18 protein-coding genes and 3 tRNA genes are annotated in these 19513 nt (G+C 58.5%); 19 read left to right on the forward strand and 2 right to left on the reverse strand.

All coding sequences use genetic code 11. The features are described 5' to 3' along the window. The first annotated feature begins 3 nt into the window (after nt 1–3). The 15 genes from folP to C8K63_RS19240 all read left to right on the forward strand — a co-directional run bounded on the left by folP (nt 4) and on the right by C8K63_RS19240 (nt 13327). Nucleotides 4–855 (forward strand): dihydropteroate synthase, encoded by an 852-nt coding sequence (gene folP, locus C8K63_RS19170; protein ID WP_108218139.1) that lies wholly within the window; start codon nt 4–6, stop codon nt 853–855. A 16-nt stretch (nt 856–871) separates the two neighbouring features. After that, on the forward strand, nt 872–2209 hold the full coding sequence (gene glmM, locus C8K63_RS19175) for a phosphoglucosamine mutase (protein ID WP_108218140.1): 1338 nt from the start codon (nt 872–874) through the stop codon (nt 2207–2209). Between the two features lie 66 nt (nt 2210–2275). Then, the gene (gene tpiA / locus C8K63_RS19180) at nt 2276–3031 is read left to right on the forward strand and encodes a triose-phosphate isomerase (protein ID WP_108218141.1); all 756 of its coding nucleotides are present in this window, start codon (nt 2276–2278) and stop codon (nt 3029–3031) included. A gap of 4 nt (nt 3032–3035) precedes the next feature. After that, nucleotides 3036–3419: a preprotein translocase subunit SecG gene (gene secG, locus C8K63_RS19185; RefSeq protein WP_017336473.1), complete on the forward strand. Its 384-nt coding sequence runs from the start codon at nt 3036–3038 to the stop codon at nt 3417–3419. Between the two features lie 22 nt (nt 3420–3441). Next, a tRNA-Leu gene (locus tag C8K63_RS19190) sits at nt 3442–3527 on the forward strand. A gap of 97 nt (nt 3528–3624) precedes the next feature. Beyond that, nucleotides 3625–3701, forward strand: a tRNA-Met gene (locus C8K63_RS19195). A gap of 138 nt (nt 3702–3839) precedes the next feature. Then, on the forward strand, nt 3840–4298 hold the full coding sequence (rimP, locus tag C8K63_RS19200; protein WP_007993601.1) for a ribosome maturation factor RimP: 459 nt from the start codon (nt 3840–3842) through the stop codon (nt 4296–4298). Between the two features lie 59 nt (nt 4299–4357). Then, a complete protein-coding gene (gene nusA / locus C8K63_RS19205) occupies nt 4358–5839 on the forward strand; it encodes a transcription termination factor NusA (protein ID WP_008057419.1) in 1482 nt (493 codons plus the stop codon). A 27-nt stretch (nt 5840–5866) separates the two neighbouring features. Then, complete coding sequence (gene infB / locus C8K63_RS19210; RefSeq protein ID WP_108218142.1) at nt 5867–8392, forward strand: translation initiation factor IF-2; 2526 nt, start codon at nt 5867–5869, stop codon at nt 8390–8392. 159 nt (nt 8393–8551) lie between these two features. Then, the gene (gene rbfA, locus C8K63_RS19215) at nt 8552–8953 is read left to right on the forward strand and encodes a 30S ribosome-binding factor RbfA (RefSeq protein WP_007973108.1); all 402 of its coding nucleotides are present in this window, start codon (nt 8552–8554) and stop codon (nt 8951–8953) included. A 3-nt stretch (nt 8954–8956) separates the two neighbouring features. Next, nucleotides 8957–9874, forward strand: coding sequence for a tRNA pseudouridine(55) synthase TruB (gene truB / locus C8K63_RS19220; RefSeq protein WP_108218143.1), 918 nt, complete (start codon nt 8957–8959; stop codon nt 9872–9874). A 143-nt stretch (nt 9875–10017) separates the two neighbouring features. Further along, nucleotides 10018–10287 (forward strand): 30S ribosomal protein S15, encoded by a 270-nt coding sequence (gene rpsO, locus C8K63_RS19225; protein WP_015093441.1) that lies wholly within the window; start codon nt 10018–10020, stop codon nt 10285–10287. A gap of 216 nt (nt 10288–10503) precedes the next feature. Further along, on the forward strand, nt 10504–12609 hold the full coding sequence (pnp, locus tag C8K63_RS19230) for a polyribonucleotide nucleotidyltransferase (RefSeq protein ID WP_108218144.1): 2106 nt from the start codon (nt 10504–10506) through the stop codon (nt 12607–12609). Between the two features lie 204 nt (nt 12610–12813). Then, nucleotides 12814–12889: transfer RNA gene (locus tag C8K63_RS19235), tRNA-Thr, on the forward strand. Nucleotides 12890–13021: 132 nt separating this feature from the next. Then, nucleotides 13022–13327: a DUF6388 family protein gene (locus tag C8K63_RS19240; RefSeq protein WP_108218329.1), complete on the forward strand. Its 306-nt coding sequence runs from the start codon at nt 13022–13024 to the stop codon at nt 13325–13327. Nucleotides 13328–13458: 131 nt separating this feature from the next. Here the strand turns inward: C8K63_RS19240 and nadC are convergent, their stop codons facing one another. Next, nucleotides 13459–14307, reverse strand: coding sequence for a carboxylating nicotinate-nucleotide diphosphorylase (gene nadC / locus C8K63_RS19245; RefSeq protein ID WP_108218145.1), 849 nt, complete (start codon nt 14305–14307; stop codon nt 13459–13461). 252 nt (nt 14308–14559) lie between these two features. On the opposite strand from nadC, the gene ampD reads away from it, so the two are divergent. The 4 genes from ampD to C8K63_RS19265 all read left to right on the forward strand — a co-directional run bounded on the left by ampD (nt 14560) and on the right by C8K63_RS19265 (nt 18736). Continuing rightward, nucleotides 14560–15120: a 1,6-anhydro-N-acetylmuramyl-L-alanine amidase AmpD gene (ampD, locus tag C8K63_RS19250; protein WP_108218146.1), complete on the forward strand. Its 561-nt coding sequence runs from the start codon at nt 14560–14562 to the stop codon at nt 15118–15120. Beyond that, the gene (ampE, locus tag C8K63_RS19255; protein WP_108218147.1) at nt 15117–15953 is read left to right on the forward strand and encodes a regulatory signaling modulator protein AmpE; all 837 of its coding nucleotides are present in this window, start codon (nt 15117–15119) and stop codon (nt 15951–15953) included. The genes ampD and ampE overlap by 4 nt, the downstream gene beginning before the upstream one ends. A 1502-nt stretch (nt 15954–17455) precedes the next feature. Further along, the gene (locus C8K63_RS31270; RefSeq protein WP_371920781.1) at nt 17456–18160 is read left to right on the forward strand and encodes a methyl-accepting chemotaxis protein; all 705 of its coding nucleotides are present in this window, start codon (nt 17456–17458) and stop codon (nt 18158–18160) included. Between the two features lie 186 nt (nt 18161–18346). Beyond that, nucleotides 18347–18736 (forward strand): hypothetical protein, encoded by a 390-nt coding sequence (locus C8K63_RS19265; protein ID WP_108218149.1) that lies wholly within the window; start codon nt 18347–18349, stop codon nt 18734–18736. On the opposite strand, the gene C8K63_RS19270 is transcribed toward C8K63_RS19265, so the two are convergent. Then, nucleotides 18737–19513 carry a TatD family hydrolase gene (locus C8K63_RS19270; protein ID WP_108218150.1) on the reverse strand — a complete coding sequence of 259 codons (777 nt, stop codon included), beginning with the start codon at nt 19511–19513 and terminating at the stop codon, nt 18737–18739. It lies immediately after the preceding gene.

A 19513-nucleotide genomic window follows, 5' to 3' on the forward strand; every position in this document is an offset into this window, starting at 1 on the left:
GAAATGACTTCTGTTCAGTCCTCGACCCGGTTGCCTTGCGGCAACCGGGTTCTTGATTTGGCCCAGACGCATGTCATGGGTATTCTCAATGTCACTCCTGATTCCTTCTCCGATGGTGGCCAATACAGCCAGCTCGACGCGGCAATGCGCCACGCCGAAGCCATGGTGGCGGCCGGCGCGACGCTGATCGATGTCGGCGGCGAATCCACCCGTCCTGGTGCCAGGGCGGTGTCGCCACTGGAGGAGCTGGAACGTGTAGCGCCCATTGTCGAGCGCATCAGTCGCGAGCTGGACGTCATCATCTCGGTCGACACCTCCACGCCAGCGGTCATGCGTGAGGCTGCGCGCCTGGGTGCCGGGTTGATCAATGACGTGCGTTCGTTGCGTCGCGATGGTGCCCTGGATGCTGCAGCGGCCACCGGGCTACCGGTTTGCCTGATGCATATGCTGGGAGAGCCGGGCGATATGCAGGACAATCCGCAGTACCAGGACATTACAAGGGAAGTCGGTGAGTTTCTCGCCGAACGCATGCATCAGTGTTCATTGGCGGGTATTCCAGCCGAACGGATCATTCTTGATCCGGGCTTTGGCTTCGCCAAAACCTTGCAGCACAACCTGAGCTTGTTCAAACATATGCAAGCCCTGCATGCCTTGGGGCGGCCCCTGTTGGTCGGGGTTTCGCGAAAGAGCATGATTGGTCAGGCGTTGAATCGTCCGGTGGGGGACCGACTGTATGGTGGTTTGGCGCTTGCGGCGCTGGCATCAACGAAAGGTGCGCGTATATTGCGCGTCCATGATGTAGCCGAAACAATGGATGTGGTGCGGATGATTGCCGCAGTGGAATCAGCCGAATAAGAATGATGGAGCACTTATGAGCAAAAAATATTTTGGCACCGATGGTATTCGTGGGCGTGTCGGTGAATACCCGATCACTCCTGATTTCATGCTCAAGCTCGGCTGGGCTGCAGGTATGGCGTTCCGCAAGATGGGTGCCTGCAAGGTATTGGTAGGCAAGGACACCCGGATCTCCGGCTACATGTTCGAGTCTGCGCTTGAAGCAGGGCTGACGTCGGCAGGTGCCGATGTGATGCTTCTGGGGCCTATGCCGACCCCGGCCATTGCCTACCTGACGCGTACCTTTCATGCCGAAGCTGGCATCGTGATCAGTGCGTCGCACAATCCGCATGATGACAATGGCATCAAGTTCTTCTCCGGCAATGGCACCAAGCTTCCGGATGAAGTCGAGCACATGATCGAAGAGCTGCTCGATACGCCAATGACTGTGGTTGAGTCGAGCAAGATCGGCAAGGTGTCGCGAATCAATGACGCGTCGGGTCGCTATATCGAGTTCTGCAAGAGCAGTGTGCCGACCGGTACCAGCTTTACCGGCCTCAAGATTGTGATCGACTGCGCCCATGGTGCGACCTATAAAGTGGCTCCGAGTGTGTTTCGTGAGTTGGGTGCCGAGGTCGTGGTCTTGTCCGCGCAGCCCAATGGTTTGAATATCAATGACAACTGCGGCTCGACCCATATGGGGCAACTGCAGGCCGCTGTGCTGGCTGAACACGCCGATCTGGGTATCGCCTTCGATGGTGATGGTGACCGGGTATTGATGGTGGATCACACAGGGGCCATCGTCGATGGCGATGAGTTGCTGTTCATCATTGCTCGCGACCTGCATGAGCGAGACAAGCTGCAAGGTGGTGTAGTCGGTACGCTGATGAGCAACCTGGGATTGGAGTTGGCCTTGGCCGACCTGGCGATTCCATTTGTCCGCGCCAATGTTGGTGATCGTTATGTGATTGCTGATCTGCTGGAGCGCAACTGGCTGGTCGGTGGCGAAAATTCGGGTCATATCGTTTGCTTCAATTACACCACCACGGGTGATGCGATTATCGCCGCGTTGCAGGTGCTGAAGGCGTTGAAAGCCCGTGCGCAAGGTTTGGCTGAAGCGCGTCAGGCGCTGCGCAAATGCCCTCAGGTGCTGATCAACGTTCGCTTCGGTGGCGGCGCAAACCCTCTCGATCATCCGTCGGTCAAGGAAGCCAGCGAGCGTGTGACCAAGGCCATGGCAGGTCGGGGGCGTGTGTTGTTGCGCAAGTCCGGAACCGAACCACTGGTGCGTGTGATGGTCGAAGGCGAAGACGAAACGCAGGTTCGTGGCTATGCCGAAGAGCTGGCGAAACTGGTAACTGAAGTTTCTGCCTGATTTCGGCTTGCCAGCCATGATTGTGTTGGGTAACATCTGCGCCCACTTTGACCGACGAGGTACAGCATGCGTCGCCCTATGGTAGCTGGTAACTGGAAGATGCACGGTACCCGCGCCAGCGTCGCTGAGCTGATCAACGGCCTTCGTGACTTGGCCTTGCCGAGCGGTGTTGATGTAGCGGTATTCCCGTCCTGCCTGCATATCAATCAAGTGATTGATGGCTTGCAGGGAAAGTCGATTTCGGTCGGCGCGCAGGACTCTGCGGTGGAATCCGGACAAGGTGCGTTGACCGGTGAGGTTGCACCGAGTCAGTTGGTGGATGCAGGTTGTTCCCTGGTGCTTGTCGGGCACTCCGAACGCCGCCAGATAATGGGCGAGCAGGACGCAGTGCTGATCCGCAAGTTCGCAGCGGCACAGGCATCCGGCTTGATCCCGGTGTTGTGCATAGGGGAAACCCTTGAGCAGCGCGAAGCCGGGAAAACGATCGAGGTTGTTTCGGCGCAGCTGGACAGCATCATCGACGAGCTGGGTGTCGGTGTGTTTGCAAAGGCAGTGATCGCTTACGAGCCGGTCTGGGCCATTGGCACCGGGCTGACTGCTTCGCCGCAACAGGCGCAGGATGTGCATGCAGCCATTCGCGCCAGGTTGGCGGAAAAGAATTCTGAAGTCGCGCAAAGTGTGCGGCTTCTATACGGCGGCAGCGTGAAGGCGGCCAATGCGGTCGAACTGTTCGGCATGCCGGATATCGATGGGGGCCTGATTGGTGGGGCTTCCCTGAATGCAGATGAGTTCGGTGCGATCTGTCGCGCCGCGGGAAACTGAAAAAATGCTGGAAACAGTCGTAGTCGTTTTTCATCTGCTGGGTGCATTGGGCGTAGTAGCTCTGGTTTTGCTGCAGCAGGGTAAAGGTGCGGATGCTGGCGCGTCTTTCGGAGCAGGTGCTTCAAATACTGTGTTCGGAAGCCAAGGTTCCTCTACCTTTCTTAGTAAGTTTACTGCTATACTTGCCGCAGGTTTTTTCATAACCAGCTTGGGGTTAGGTTACTTTGCTAAAGAGAAGGCTCACCAGCTGACTCAAGTAGGTCTCCCAAATCCAGCGGTACTGGAAGTTCCAAAGCAACAACCGGCTTCTGATGATGTCCCGGTGCTTCAAGAGCAAAAGTCGGCTACTCCAGCGACTGACGTACCTCCAGCTCAAGAGCAGAAGTAAGAAGGGTTTCAAACGTAGTATTGCCGAGGTGGTGGAATTGGTAGACACGCAACCTTGAGGTGGTTGTGCCCATAGGGTGTAGGGGTTCGAGTCCCCTTCTCGGTACCAATTAGTCAGGAGAGCCCGCTGTTGCGGGCTTTCTTGCAGGTGGAAGGTTACATTGACCCTGTAGGGGATCGGTCGTATACTTCCGCCCCAGCTTTGTCGCGGGGTGGAGCAGTCTGGTAGCTCGTCGGGCTCATAACCCGAAGGTCGTCGGTTCAAATCCGGCCCCCGCAACCAGTTTAAGGAGCCCCTTTTAAGGGGCTTTTTGTTAGCTGGACACTTTCAACGCCGCTGTTCGACGGCGTTTCAAGGATGGGCGTTTCGCCCATTTTTTTATTTTGCATAGCATGCACATACATGCACTAGGGGGTTCAGGTGTCGAGCAAGCTAGAAGAGTTGCAGGCCTTGCTGGCCCCGGTGGTCGTGGCCCTAGGCTATGAATGCTGGGGTATCGAGTTTTCGGCTCAGGGTCGTCACTCGATGTTGCGCGTTTATATCGATAAAGAAGGCGGCGTGCTGGTGGACGATTGCGCCATCGTCAGCCGTCAGATCAGCGGTGTGCTGGATGTTGAAGATCCAATCGCCGTTGAATACACCCTTGAAGTTTCCTCGCCTGGCATGGAACGCCCGCTGTTCACTCTTGAGCAGTTTGCAAAATTTGCCGGTGAACAAGTGAAGATCAAGCTGCGCTCGCCTTTTGAAGGACGACGCAACTTTCAGGGCCTTCTGCGCGGCGTAGAAGAGCAGGATGTCGTGGTGCAGGTAGAAGACCATGAGTTCCTGTTGCCGATCGATATGATCGACAAGGCCAACATTATTCCCAGTTTTGACTGAGGCGTGCCAGATACTGCGGATCCCGCGGATCCAATGGCTTGCGAAAGGCGAGGCGTACGATGAGCAAAGAAGTACTGCTGGTTGTTGAGTCGGTATCCAATGAAAAGGGCGTACCGGCAAACGTGATTTTTGAAGCGCTGGAGCTGGCTCTGGCCACTGCTACAAAAAAGCGTTTCGAAGACGAAGTTGATCTGCGTGTGGAAATCAATCGCCACACGGGTGCATACGAGACATTCCGTCGCTGGACGGTCGTCGAAGAAGCAGACCTGGACGATCCGGCCATCGAAACCTGGCCGAGCAAGGTTGCCGAAACGCATCCTGGCGCCAAGGTCGGTGATGTCGTAGAAGAGAAAATCGAGTCCATCGAGTTCGGCCGCATCGCTGCACAGACTGCCAAGCAAGTCATTGTGCAGAAAGTTCGCGAAGCCGAGCGCGCTCAGGTTGTTGACGCTTACCGCGAGCGCCTGGGTGAAATCATCTCCGGCACCGTGAAAAAAGTCACCCGCGACAACGTGATCGTTGATCTGGGCAACAACGCTGAAGCGTTGCTGGCCCGTGAAGACATCATTTCTCGCGAAACTTTCCGGGTTGGCGTGCGTCTGCGTGCGCTGCTCAAGGAAATCCGCACCGAGAACCGCGGCCCGCAGTTGATCCTGTCGCGCACCGCGCCGGAAATGCTGATCGAGTTGTTCCGCATCGAAGTGCCGGAAATTGCCGAAGGCCTGATCGAAGTGATGGCTGCGTCCCGTGATCCGGGTTCGCGTGCCAAGATCGCCGTTCGCTCCAAGGACAAACGCATCGACCCGCAAGGCGCTTGCATCGGTATGCGCGGTTCGCGCGTCCAGGCAGTGTCGGGTGAGTTGGGCGGTGAGCGTGTTGACATCGTTCTGTGGGACGACAACCCGGCTCAGTTCGTGATCAACGCCATGTCCCCGGCCGAGGTTGCGGCAATTATCGTTGACGAAGATGCCCACGCAATGGACATCGCCGTTGGCGCAGACAATCTGGCTCAGGCCATCGGTCGCGGTGGTCAGAACGTGCGTCTGGCCAGCCAGTTGACTGGCTGGACCCTGAACGTGATGACCGAATCGGACATCCAGGCTAAACAGCAAGCGGAAACCGGCGACATCCTGCGCAACTTCATCGACGAGCTGGAAGTCGACGAAGATCTGGCACAGGTGCTGGTGGACGAAGGCTTTACCAGCCTGGAAGAGATTGCCTACGTACCGTTGGAAGAAATGCTCAACATCGACGGCTTTGACGAAGACACCGTCAACGAGCTTCGCGCTCGGGCCAAGGATCGCTTGTTGACTAAAGCCATCGCTACTGAGGAAAAGCTGGCAGACGCCCATCCGGCCGAAGACCTGCTCTCGCTTGAGGGTATGGACAAGGATTTGGCGATGGAACTGGCGGTGCGCGGCGTAATTACCCGCGAAGACCTGGCCGAGCAGTCTATTGACGACCTGCTCGACATCGACGGCATTGACGATGATCGTGCCGGCAAGTTGATCATGGCCGCCCGAGCCCACTGGTTCGAGTAATTAGGCGCGGCCTGAGGAGAGAAGTGCATGACGCAAGTCACGGTGAAACAACTGGCCGATGAGGTCAAAACACCGGTAGAGCGCCTGTTGCAGCAGATGCGTGAGGCAGGTCTGCCGCACACCGCCGCCGAAGAAAGTGTGACTGACAGTGAGAAGCAATCGTTGCTGACTCACTTGAAAAGCAGCCACAAGGCGAAAGTGGAAGAACCACGCAAGATTACGCTGCAGCGTAAAACCACCAGCACCCTGCGGGTTGCTGGCAGCAAGAGCATCAGCGTTGAAGTACGCAAGAAGAAAGTCTTCGTACAGCGCAGCCCGGAAGAAATCGAAGCCGAGCGCAAGCGTGAACTGGATGAACGTCGCGCAGTAGAAAATGCTGCTCGTCAGAAGGCTGAAGAAGAAGCCAAGCGTCGCGCCGAAGAAGAAGCGCGTCGCCAGCCTGCTGCTGCGCCGACCGCTCAAGCCGTACCTGTTGCAGCGACTGCTGTGGTGGCCGAGCCAGTTCGCGAAAGCGCACCGGTTGTGGCAGCCGCTCCAGCTCCTGCGGTCGATACCCGCAAGCGTGACGAACAGCGCCGTCCGGACAAGCCACGTGCCGATGACAACAGTCGTCGCGGTAGCGGCGACGGCGAGCGCAAAAACGCTCCGCATCGTGCTTCGGTCAAGGAAAAGGCGCCGGCTCCACGCGTTGCCCCACGTACTACCGACGAAGAAAGCGATGGCTTCCGTCGTGGTGGTCGCGGCAAGGCCAAGCTGAAGAAGCGCAACGCCCACGGTTTCCAGAGCCCGACCGGCCCTGTCGTGCGCGAAGTGAAGATCGGCGAGACCATCACTGTTGGCGATCTCGCCCAGCAGATGTCGGTCAAGGCTGCTGAAATCATCAAGTTCATGTTCAAACTGGGTACTCCAGCGACCATCAACCAGGTACTGGATCAGGAAACTGCCCAACTGGTTGCTGAAGAGCTGGGCCACAAAGTGACCCTGGTCAGCGACACCGCCCTGGAAGATTCCCTGGCCGAGTCCCTGAAGTTTGAAGGCGAGGCAGTTTCCCGTGCACCAGTCGTGACCGTCATGGGCCACGTTGACCACGGTAAGACTTCCCTGCTCGACTACATCCGTCGTGCCAAGGTTGCTGCTGGCGAAGCCGGTGGTATCACCCAGCACATCGGCGCGTACCACGTTGAAACCGACCGTGGCATGGTGACGTTCCTCGACACCCCTGGTCACGCCGCGTTTACCGCAATGCGTGCCCGTGGTGCCAAGGCGACCGACATCGTGATCCTGGTGGTTGCAGCGGACGACGGCGTGATGCCACAAACCATCGAAGCCGTTCAGCATGCCAAGGCAGCTGGCGTACCGTTGGTAGTAGCAGTGAACAAAATCGACAAGCCGGGCGCCGATCTCGATCGCATCCGTAGCGAACTGTCGGTTCACGGCGTGACGTCGGAAGAGTGGGGCGGTGACACGCCGTTCGTACCGGTTTCGGCGAAGATGGGTACTGGCGTCGACGAATTGCTCGAAGCGGTACTGCTGCAAGCCGAAGTTCTGGAACTGACTGCAACTCCATCGGCTCCTGGCCGTGGCGTCGTGGTTGAATCCCGTCTCGACAAGGGCCGTGGTCCGGTGGCTACCGTTCTGGTTCAAGACGGTACCCTGCGTCAGGGCGACATGGTCCTGGTCGGTTCGAACTATGGCCGCGTTCGTGCCATGCTCGACGAGAACGGCAAGTCAATCAAGGAAGCCGGTCCGGCCATCCCTGTCGAGATCCTCGGCCTGGACGGTACCCCGGATGCTGGCGACGAGATGAGCGTGGTTGCCGACGAGAAGAAAGCCCGTGAAGTGGCTCTGTTCCGTCAAGGCAAGTTCCGCGAAGTCAAACTGGCTCGTGCTCACGCCGGCAAGCTGGAAAACATCTTCGAAAACATGGGCCAGGAAGAGAAGAAGACGCTCAACATCGTCCTCAAATCCGACGTCCGTGGATCGCTGGAAGCGTTGAACGGTGCCTTGAACGGCCTGGGTAACGACGAAGTGCAAGTGCGTGTGGTCGGTGGCGGTGTCGGTGGTATCACCGAATCCGACGCCAACCTGGCGCTGGCCTCCAACGCTGTACTGTTCGGCTTCAACGTGCGTGCCGATGCCGGCGCGCGCAAGATCGTCGAGCAGGAAGGTCTGGATATGCGTTACTACAACGTGATCTACGACATCATCGAAGACGTCAAGAAAGCCCTGACCGGTATGCTCGGCAGCGATGTTCGCGAGAACATCCTGGGTATCGCCGAAGTGCGTGACGTGTTCCGTTCGCCGAAGTTTGGCGCGATCGCCGGTTGCATGGTGATCGAAGGTGTTGTGCACCGTAACCGTCCAATCCGCGTACTGCGTGAAGACATCGTTATCTTCGAAGGCGAGCTGGAATCCCTGCGCCGCTTCAAGGATGACGCTTCCGAAGTGCGTGCCGGCATGGAATGCGGTATCGGCGTGAAGAGCTACAACGACGTCAAGGTCGGTGACAAGATCGAAGTCTTCGAGAAGGTGCAGGTTGCTCGCAGCCTCTAATTCGCGCACTTCAGGAGCCGTGACGGCTAGCCGCATGCAAGTGCGCAACTCGTCAACAGGACTCTAAACGCAACGCCCGGTCTGGCTTTTGTCAGGCCGGGCGTTTGCCGCTTTCAGACCTCACGGGTTTCACCGTGGGGCAGTAACAGGTAACAAGACATGGCAAAAGAATATAGCCGTACCCAACGCATCGGCGATCAGATGCAGCGCGAGCTGGCACAACTGATCCGTCGTGAAGTCAAAGACCCGCGCGTCGGCCTGGTCACCATTACCGCTGTGGAAGTCAGCCGTGACGTCGGTCACGCCAAGATTTTCATCACCGTGATGGGCCAGGACAGCGCTGAAGAAATTGCCCAAAGCATCAAGGTGCTCAACTCCGCCGCCGGTTTCCTGCGCATGCAGTTGGCTCGCGAGATGAAGCTGCGCAGCGTTCCACAGCTGCACTTCCACTACGACGAAAGCGTCGTACGCGGTGCGCATCTGTCGGCCCTGATCGAGCGCGCAGTGGCTGAAGACAATCAGCATCCGGTTGCGGCAGAAGCCGAAGACACCAAGGAGTAATCGGTGGCTCAGGTCAAACGTATCCGTCGTAACGTCAGCGGCATCATCCTGCTCGACAAGCCGCTGGGGTTCACCTCCAACGCGGCCCTGCAGAAGGTTCGCTGGTTGCTCAATGCCGAGAAGGCCGGACACACCGGCAGTCTCGATCCCCTGGCCACCGGCGTGTTGCCGCTGTGTTTTGGTGAGGCGACCAAGTTCTCGCAATACCTGCTCGATTCCGACAAGGGTTACGAAACCCTGGCGCAACTGGGCAAGACCACCACCACGGCGGATGCCGAAGGTGAGGTTTTGCAGGAGCGTCCGGTGACCGTTGGTCGCACCGACATCGAGGCTGTACTGCCAAAATTTCGTGGGCAAATCAGTCAGATACCGCCGATGTACTCGGCACTCAAGCGCGATGGCCAGCCGCTGTACAAGCTGGCGCGTGCAGGCGAAGTAGTGGAGCGCGAACCGCGTTCTGTTACTATTACGCGCTTGGAATTGCTGGCCTTCGAAGGTGATACTGCGCGGCTGGCGGTGGATTGCACTAAAGGCACCTATATCCGCACCCTGGTGGAGGATATCGGTGAGCAACTCGGTTGTGGCGCTTACGTTGCGGAACTGCGACGTACCCAGGCCGGGCCATTCACCCTGGCGCAGACGGTTACCCTGGAAGAGCTGGAAGCAGTACATGCCGAAGGCGGCAACGAAGCGGTCGATCGCTTCCTGATGCCATCGGACAGCGGCCTGCTGGATTGGCCACTGTTGCAGTTCTCGGAAGCGAGTGCGTTCTACTGGCTCAACGGCCAGCCGGTACGTGCCCCGGATGCTCCGAAGTTCGGCATGGTGCGGGTACAGGATCACAATGGTCGCTTCATCGGTATCGGTGAAGTGAGCGAAGACGGGCGCATCGCGCCGCGTCGTTTGATTCGGTCAGAGTGACCGAAACCAGTCTGCGTAACAGCAGGCTGGCGAGGGTGGCTGTCAACAGGCACGGTCACTACTCATTTTTAGATACAGGGATTTGTCCCTGGCCTGTTGAAACTGTTTTTCGACAAACAGTTTCCTGATAAAAGGATTGCCTCATGGCTCTCGACGTTCAAGAAAAAGCTCAAATCGTAGCTGACTACCAGCAAGCTGTTGGTGACACTGGTTCGCCAGAAGTGCAAGTTGCACTGCTGACCGCCAACATCAACAAGCTGCAAGGTCACTTCAAGGCCAACGGTAAAGACCACCACTCCCGTCGTGGTCTGATCCGCATGGTTAACCAGCGTCGTAAGCTGCTGGACTACCTGAAAGGCAAGGATCTGGGTCGCTATCAGACTCTGATCGGTCGCCTGGGTCTGCGTCGCTAATAAGCGATTGCGCTAGAGGTTGGTTGTCTGTCGTGCGTCAGCGGGTTTCCCGCCAGCGCATGGCAGGCTTCCAGCCTCAAGTTTTATCTGGATGTCTGCTTTACCGCTTTACCTGTGTGAGTACACCCCGGACAACCGGTCGGGCCGATTCCCGGCGTTGCCCAAGAATTTCGCAAGAAACCAGTTCCCCAAGAGCCACAAAGAAGGTAGGACACCGTGAACCCGGTAATCAAAAAATTCCAGTTCGGTCAGTCGACCGTTACCCTCGAGACTGGCCGTATCGCCCGTCAGGCCTCCGGCGCAGTATTGGTCACCGTTGACGACGACGTCAGCGTATTGGTGACCGTAGTCGGTGCCAAGCAAGCCGATCCAGGCAAGGGCTTCTTCCCTCTGTCTGTTCACTACCAGGAAAAGACTTACGCTGCCGGTAAGATCCCTGGCGGTTTCTTCAAGCGCGAAGGCCGTCCTTCCGAGAAAGAAACCCTGACTTCCCGACTGATCGACCGTCCGATCCGTCCGCTGTTCCCGGAAGGCTTCATGAACGAAGTGCAGGTTGTCTGCACCGTCGTTTCCACCAGCAAGAAGACCGATCCGGACATCGCTGCGATGATCGGTACCTCGGCTGCACTGGCGATCTCCGGCATTCCTTTCGATGGCCCGATCGGCGCTGCCCGTGTTGCCTTCCACGAAAGCACCGGCTACCTGCTGAACCCGACTTACGAGCAACAGGCAGCTTCGAGCCTGGACATGGTCGTTGCCGGTACTTCGGACGCTGTGCTGATGGTTGAATCGGAAGCCAAAGAGCTGACCGAAGACCAGATGCTGGGCGCGGTACTGTTTGCTCACGACGAGTTCCAGGTTGTGATCAACGCTGTTAAAGAACTGGCTGCCGAAGCTGCCAAGCCAACCTGGACCTGGGCTCCTGCGCCAGAAGCCACCGAACTGCTGGGCGCTATCCGTGCCGAGTTCGGCGAAGCGATCTCCCAGGCCTACACCATCACCGTCAAGGCCGACCGTTACGCTCGCCTGGGTGAGTTGAAGGACCAGGTCGTTGCCAAGCTGTCCGGTGAAGAAGGCCAGCCTTCTGCCAGCGAAGTCAAAGCCGCTTTCGGCGAAATCGAATACCGCACCGTTCGCGAAAACATCGTTAACGGCAAGCCACGTATCGACGGCCGCGACACCAAGACTGTACGTCCGCTGAACATCGAAGTCGGTGTTCTGCCGAAGACTCACGGTTCGGCTCTGTTCACCCGTGGCGAAACCCAGGCTCTGGTAGTCGCGACTCTGGGTACTGCCCGTGATGCACAGCTGCTGGACACCCTGGAAGGCGAGAAGAAAGACCCGTTCATGCTGCACTACAACTTCCCTCCGTTCTCGGTAGGCGAGTGTGGTCGCATGGGTGGCGCTGGTCGTCGCGAAATCGGTCACGGCCGTCTGGCCCGTCGTTCGGTTTCGGCCATGCTGCCTGCCGCTGACGTGTTCCCGTACACCATCCGCGTGGTTTCGGAAATCACCGAATCCAACGGTTCGAGCTCGATGGCTTCCGTTTGCGGCGCTTCCCTGGCCCTGATGGACGCTGGTGTGCCGATGAAGGCGCCGGTTGCCGGTATCGCCATGGGTCTGGTTAAAGAAGGTGAGAAATTCGCCGTCCTGACCGACATCCTGGGTGACGAAGACCACCTGGGCGACATGGACTTCAAGGTAGCCGGTACCGCCAAAGGCGTCACCGCGCTGCAGATGGACATCAAGATCAAGGGCATCACCGAAGAGATCATGGAAATCGCTCTGGGCCAAGCCCTGGAAGCGCGCCTGAACATCCTCGGCCAGATGAACCAGATCATTGGCCAGTCGCGTACCGAACTGTCGGCCAACGCTCCGACCATGATCGCGATGAAAATCGACACCGACAAAATCCGTGATGTCATCGGTAAAGGCGGCGCGACCATTCGTGCGATCTGTGAAGAGACCAAGGCTTCGATCGACATCGAAGACGACGGTTCGATCAAGATCTTCGGCGAAACCAAGGAAGCGGCAGAAGCTGCTCGTCAGCGCGTTCTGGGCATCACCGCTGAAGCCGAAATCGGCAAGATCTACGTCGGCAAGGTTGAGCGCATCGTCGACTTCGGCGCATTCGTCAACATCCTGCCTGGCAAGGACGGTCTGGTTCACATCTCCATGCTGAGCGATGCTCGCGTCGAGAAAGTGACCGACATCCTGAAAGAAGGCCAGGAAGTGGAAGTGCTGGTACTGGACGTGGACAACCGCGGCCGTATCAAGCTGTCCATCAAAGACGTGGCAGCAGCCAAGGCTTCGGGCGTTTAAACCTTCCCGCGTCTGATCGCTGAACAACAAAACGCCCCGACTGGTTCGGGGCGTTTTGCTATGTGCAAAAAAGATCAAAAGATCGCCGCCTGCGGCAGCTCCTACGCGCGGACGTTATGTAGGAGCTGCCGCAGGCTGCGATCTTTTGCTTTTGTGGTGCAGTCAGTTGCCTGGCTCTGTGGTCAGTGCTAGGTTTAGCCCACCGCCCGTGTAGCTCAGCCGGTAGAGCAGCGCACTCGTAACGCGAAGGTCGCAGGTTCGATTCCTGTCTCGGGCACCAGCAAGACTTGTTTTCAGATGATCCCGAATGGTTCTGAAGGCCAGACAAACCGCGCTTCATACGGTTTTTTGCGTCAGAGAGATCCTTGATGATCCAGATCCATCTTCCATTCCCCAGATCAACGAGAACGCCATGACAATAAAAGAATTGACCCAAGAAGCCAGACACGAAGAAGCGCTGAAGAAGTACGTGCTTGATAACCACGAACTAATGGACGAGATCAAGGACCTGAGTGCCGATGATCAGAAGGACCAGATTCAGTGGGCGTTCGAGGACGAAGCCGAAGCCCAGGGCCTGCAGCCGTGGGAGTTGAGCCTCAAATACACCTCGACACCGGAAGAGTACGAGACAGAACGCCTGAAGCTGCATAAAGAAGCGGCCGAGGTGCTAGGCGTCGAGTGGGAAGAGTACTGCGAGATGAACAATCTGGTGGTCTGACAATCATGTAGGAGCGAGCTTGCTCGCGATGGTCCCGAGAGCGCCATGTTTAACCAGTAAACAAGCGTTATCGTTAACGACCATCGCGAGCAAGCTCGCTCCTACAGTTTCGGCAACTCACATACGTGTGATCAGAGACTCAGTCGCATCGACAGATCGACCGCCTTCACATCCTTGGTCATCGCACCGATCGAAATGTAATCCACCCCGGTCTGTGCAATCGGCAGCAACGTGCTTTCGTTGATCCCGCCGCTGGCCTCCAGTTTGGCCTTGCCGGCATTCAGGCGCACGGCTTCGCGCATGTCGTCCAGGCTCAGTTCGTCGAGCATGATGATGTCGGCACCGGCCGCCAGCGCTTCTTTCAGTTCACCCAGGCTTTCCACTTCAATCTCGACCGGTTTTCCCGGGGCGATCTTGTGCGCGGCGGCGATGGCCTGCGCGATGCCGCCGCTGGCGGCGATGTGGTTTTCCTTGATCAGGAAGGCGTCATAAAGGCCGATGCGGTGGTTATGGCAACCGCCGCAGGTCACGGCGTACTTTTGCGCCAGGCGCAGCCCCGGCAGTGTTTTGCGGGTGTCGAGCAGTTTGACCTGGGTTTCGGCCACGAAGTCCGCCAGGTATTGCGCGCGGGTCGCCACGCCGGAGAGCAATTGCAGGAAGTTCAGGGCGCTGCGTTCGCCGGTCAGCAGCGAGCGCGCAGGGCCTTCGAGGTGGAACAGCACCTGATTGGGCTTCACCCGTTCACCGTCGGCAACTTGCCAGTGCACCGCCACCCGTGGGTCCAGTTGCCGAAACACGGCATCTACCCAGGCTGTGCCGCTGATGACGGCCGCGTCGCGGGTAATGATGGTGGCTTTGGCCAGGCGTTCGGCCGGGATCAACTGCGCGGTGATGTCGCCGCTGCCGATGTCTTCACGCAACGCACGGCGCACGTTGGCTTCGATTTCGGCGGTCAGATCGGCGAGACGTAGATTCGGCATAACGGACTCCACAAACAAAGTGGCTCGATTATAGGGCCATGGCAGCGACCAACCCAAGGCATCAGCGCGTTACATTGGTGCTGGCGCCTGCATTTGGTCGAATCCCTGCCGTTGTTGGCGTTGGCCGACGATTGCGAACAAACGCCGGTTTGAGATCGGCAACCTCCAGCGCCTCAATCGCGGCAAGTGATCGCGCCCCGGGGGATTATCACGGCATACTGTGCCAACACAGTCGACGTCGAAGGAATCGGTATGCAGTTGGACCCCGCGAGCGGTTGGTTTCAAGGTGTGCATGTCTGCCCCTCACCCAACTTCAATGCGCGCCCCACAGGCGAAATTTCCCTGCTGGTGATCCACAACATCAGCCTGCCACCGGCGCAGTTCGCCACCGGCAAGGTGCAGGAGTTTTTCCAGAATCGTCTGGATGTCACCGAACATCCCTATTTTGAAGGGATCGCGGATTTGCGGGTGTCCGCGCACTTTCTGATCGAGCGTGACGGTACCGTCACCCAGTTCGTTTCATGCCTCGAGCGTGCGTGGCATGCGGGTGTTTCGAGCTTCGAGGGACGGGACACCTGTAACGATTTTTCCGTGGGCATCGAACTGGAAGGCACGGATGATCTACCGTTCACCGACGCGCAATACAGCGCGTTGACAGCCCTGACCCGCCAGTTGCAGCAGGCGTTCACGGCAATCACTACAGAGCGCATCTGCGGGCACAGCGACATTGCACCGGGGCGCAAAACCGATCCAGGGCCGGCGTTCGACTGGGCACGCTATCGTGCCGCCCTGGCACAAGAGGAAGGACGATGAGTTTTCTGGTGTTGCTGTTGGCGGTGTGGATCGAGAAGTTCTCGGCCTTGCGTCATCGGGTTCAGCGTGACAGTGGCTGGACACAGGAGCTGAACAAGCTTGAGGCCAGCCCGCGACTTTCGGGCCGGCCCTGGCTGGTGTTGTCGGTACTGGTCTTGTTGCCGGTGGCGTTACTGGGTTTGCTGCTGGTCGTCATCGAGCCGGTGGCCTACGGATTGCTGGCGTTGCCGGTTCATTTGCTGGTGGTGATTTACAGCCTGGGGCGCGGTGATCTGCTGGGCGATCTCGGGCCGTTCCGCGATGCCTGGCGTCGGGAGGACCTGCAAGCAGCGGCCCATGTCGCCAAGCGCGATCTGGACATTGGCGCCGACAATGGCGAGCAACTGCTGGAACAGGTCGAAGGGCATTTGCTGTGGGAGGCCTACCATAGTTTTTTCGCGGTGATTTTCTGGTACTTCCTGCTGGGGCCGGTCGCGGCGCTGAGCTATCGGTTGCTGGCGCTGGCCGAAGAACACGGGAAAAACCCGGCGGTGGTCGAACGCGCCGGGCAACTGCGTCACGCCTTCGACTGGGTGCCGGTGCGTCTGCTGGCGGCGAGCCTGGCGTTGGTCGGCAATTTTGTCGCGGTCAGCCGGGTCATGCTGCATGAGCTGCTGAACTGGAACATCAGCGCCGCGCAATTGATCGTGAAAGTCGGGCTGGTGGCCGGTGAAATTCCGGCGCCGGTGGCTGGCGCAGAAGGTATCAACAACCTGGACCGCATCTGGGAACTGCTGCTGCGTGCCGCAGTGCTCTGGTATGCCGGGTTTGCGCTGTGGACGGTCCTGCCTTAGTCCTGCACTGAGCCACAGGGCGATCACTTGTCCGAAGTGCTTCGCCCTGTCGTTAACCTTAAGTTACAAACCCCCCTGCCGATTTCAGTTATACAGAGATAGCGCCGAATAGTGGCTATCTGCCGTCTGTCTGCGCCCGCCAATAAAAAAAATAAGAAATCGAAGGGAGACATCCAGTGAAGAGCTTGCTCTATCCCGCTGTCGCACTGATGAACCGCCTGAGCTTCGGCATGAAGTTCAGCCTGATCAGCGTACTGTTCCTGGTGCCGATGCTGGTGACCAACTTCTATCTGGTACGTGACTCCTACCGCGAGTTCCAGGGCACGCGCATCGAACTGCAAAGTCTCGACCTGTTGGGCAGCAGCCTGACGCTGCGGCGCGATCTGGAAACCCTGAACAACCTGGTGCAGATCAATGTCAGCCTCGGCCAGTCCGGCAAGGCTGGCAATGTCGAATCGAAAATCAGCGCCCTTGAGCAGAATATTCTGACTCGCCTGCAAGGGCTGACGGCGATGACCAGCGACCCGGAGCAGGTCGCGGTGTTTGATGGCAAACGCGATGAAATGATCGCCGCGTTCAAGGCCCAGCAAACGGAAAACTCCCTGCAAAGCAAAAGTGCCCTGATCGGCAAACTGGTCGGCAGCGCGCAGATTTTCAGCCAGCTCATCACCGGTCAGGCCGGCCTCAGTCGCGACAACCAGAGCGACATGCGTCAGTTGAGCGAGCTCATCACACTTGTCACGCCACGGGTCACCCAGCTCCTGGGCGAAGGTCGGGCAATGGGTTCCTATTCGTTGGGGCAGGGTTTCATCAACTCGGCTTCGAGTACCCGTTTCGATGAATTGCTGGCGCAGATTGAAAAGCTCCAGGCCGAGTATGGCCTGAAACTGCAGGATGCCCTGGGTTCCAGCAATGCCGCACGCGATACCTTGGCGGCTCAGGCCGATAGCAGCCGGGCATCCATGAAGAAAGCCAGCGAGCTGTTCGAAGAGCAAGTGATCATGGCCGACACCCTCGACGCGCCGTGGCAGGGCTTTTACGATCAGGTCAGCACCCTGATGGACCAGACTTACCAACTCAACGAGGCGACCCTGAAGTATATGGGCCCGCAGTTACAGCAACGCCTGGACCAGAACCGCACGCACATGGTCTTGCAGGCCGTGGCGCTGTCAGTCGTATTTGTGCTGATCTTTTATCTCTACGGCGCTTTCTATGTCTCGACCCGCACCACGCTCAAGCGCCTGGGGGCGGTGATGGACAAGGTGGCGGCCGGCGACATGACCGTGACATTCAGCGCCCACAGCCGCGATGAACTGGGGGAGCTGGGCGAGGTGTTCAACGGCACCGTGAAGAAAATCCATGACCTGATCGAGCGGGTGGGGCAGACCGTCAGCGAAGTCGAGCGTCAGGCCGGGCAAGTGGAAAACGTTTCCGCGCAAAGCAACCAGGCCGTCGCCGGGCAGCGCATGCAGATTGAACAAGTGGCCACGGCCATGAACCAGATGTCGGCCACCTCCCAGGAGGTTGCGCGCAGTGCCGCCGCGGCGGTGAGCAGTGCCCACAGTGTCAACGATGAGACCATCAGTGGTCGTGGTCTGGTGGAGTCGCAGCAAGGCAGCATTGCCGCGCTGGCCAGCGAGATCGATCAATCGGTGCTGGTGATCAATCAACTGGCCAACGACAGTCAGTCCATCAGCCGCGTGCTCGAAGTGATCAAGAGCATCGCCGAGCAGACCAATCTGCTGGCGCTCAATGCCGCCATCGAGGCCGCACGGGCCGGTGAGCAGGGCCGTGGTTTCGCCGTGGTAGCCGACGAAGTCCGGACCCTGGCCAAACGAACCCAGCAATCGACCGAAGAAATCGAGCAGATGATCGCCAGGCTTCATGGCGGTGTCGGCGCGGCGGTCAAGGCCATGGGCACCAGCCATGAAATGGCCAACGGCACGGTGGGGCAGTCGGAGAAGGTCCAGCGGGCGCTGGAAAACATCCTGGGCGCGGTCGGCATGATCGTCGACCAGAACCAGCAGATTGCCGCCGCCGTGGAGCAACAAACCGCCGTAGCCCACGACATCGACCAGAACATCGTCGAGATCAATCGCGCCGGCGAGCGTACCGCTGAAGGTGCACATCAGACCGAAGATGCCAGCCGGGCGTTGTCGGCCCAGGTCGTGGAGTTGAAACAGTTGATCAGTGCATTCCGGGTCTGAAAAACTCCAGGGGACTCTGTAGGATCGCCGCACCGCCGCTCCTACAAGGTTTGGTGTATTGTAAGAAAGTTTCGTAATACTTTTTCCTTTTACGGGTGGGAGTTCTCCTGATTCTCTCCGTGCGCTGGATTTTGGATGTCAATCAAGGAAGAGTTACGCGGCTTACTTCATGGAGGAAACCCGGTTATGTCTGCTGCAACAATAGGGATCCAGGGGCGCTGTGCGCATTGTCAGCGCACATTGCGGCTTCAACCCTGGCAACTCAATGCCATCGCGATCAATGAAGCGTTTACCTGTACTCACTGTCAGAAACGCGTTCAGTTACGTTGTCCGGAACAGTTCAGGCGCTTCAAGTCCCTCGACTCTTTTTCGCTGTTGCGCGCCAGCCTGCGGATCATGGTCTGCACTGCCTTGCTGGTGGCGTTGGTGATGGAGTGGTTGGGGATGCTCAGCGTCATCGAACAGCTGAATGCTTCGCTGATCGTCATATTCGTGTACTTTGCGGTGGTCCGTTATTTCCGCCGACGCCAGCACCTGACGCTGATCCTGGAGGCCGCCAGGGCTCACGTCGACTGATTACCAGCCGAACACTTCGCAGCTGTTGGCGGTGCTGGCAGCCGCCAGTCGTTGCGGGCTGATCGCCATCCATTGCGCCAGTGCCGTGCAGATCGCCGGCAAGTGTGCCGGACTGTTGCGCTGGCCGGGGAACATGGCAGGGGGCATGTCCGGTGAGTCGGTTTCCAGCACCACCGAATCCAGAGGCAGTGCACCGAGCACTCGGTGCATGCGCAGCGCCTGCGGCCAGGTCGGGGCGCCACCAAGGCCGAGCTTGAAACCGAGCTTGATGTATTCGCGGGCCTCTTCCTGGCTGCCGGCGAAGGCGTGGATGATGCCGGCCCGTTTCGGGCGAAACCGTTTGAGCGTGGCAATCACCGCCGCATGGCTGCGCCGCACATGGATCAATGCCGGAAGATCGAAATCCACCGCCAGTTGCAATTGCGCCTCGAACAACGCCTGCTGGCGGTCGCGGTCCAGGGTTTCGATGAAGTAGTCCAGGCCGATCTCGCCCACCGCACACAGTTGCCGATGGCCGGCCAATCGAGTCAGCCAGTCACCGAGTTCGCTCAGGTGTTGCGGTCGATGGTCGTCCAGATACACCGGGTGCAATCCGAACGCGGCGTAAAGGTCGGGATCACTCTGCACCAGCTCCCAGACCCGCTGCCAGTTGGCCTGATAAACCCCCAGCACCACGATTCGCCGCACCCCGAGGGCGCGGCTTTCGGCCAGCAGCGCCTGACGGTCGGCGTCGAAGTCCGGAAAATCCAGATGGGTGTGGGTGTCGATCAGCTCCAC

The organism is Pseudomonas sp. GV085 (assembly GCF_003050925.1).
Taxonomy (GTDB): domain Bacteria; phylum Pseudomonadota; class Gammaproteobacteria; order Pseudomonadales; family Pseudomonadaceae; genus Aquipseudomonas.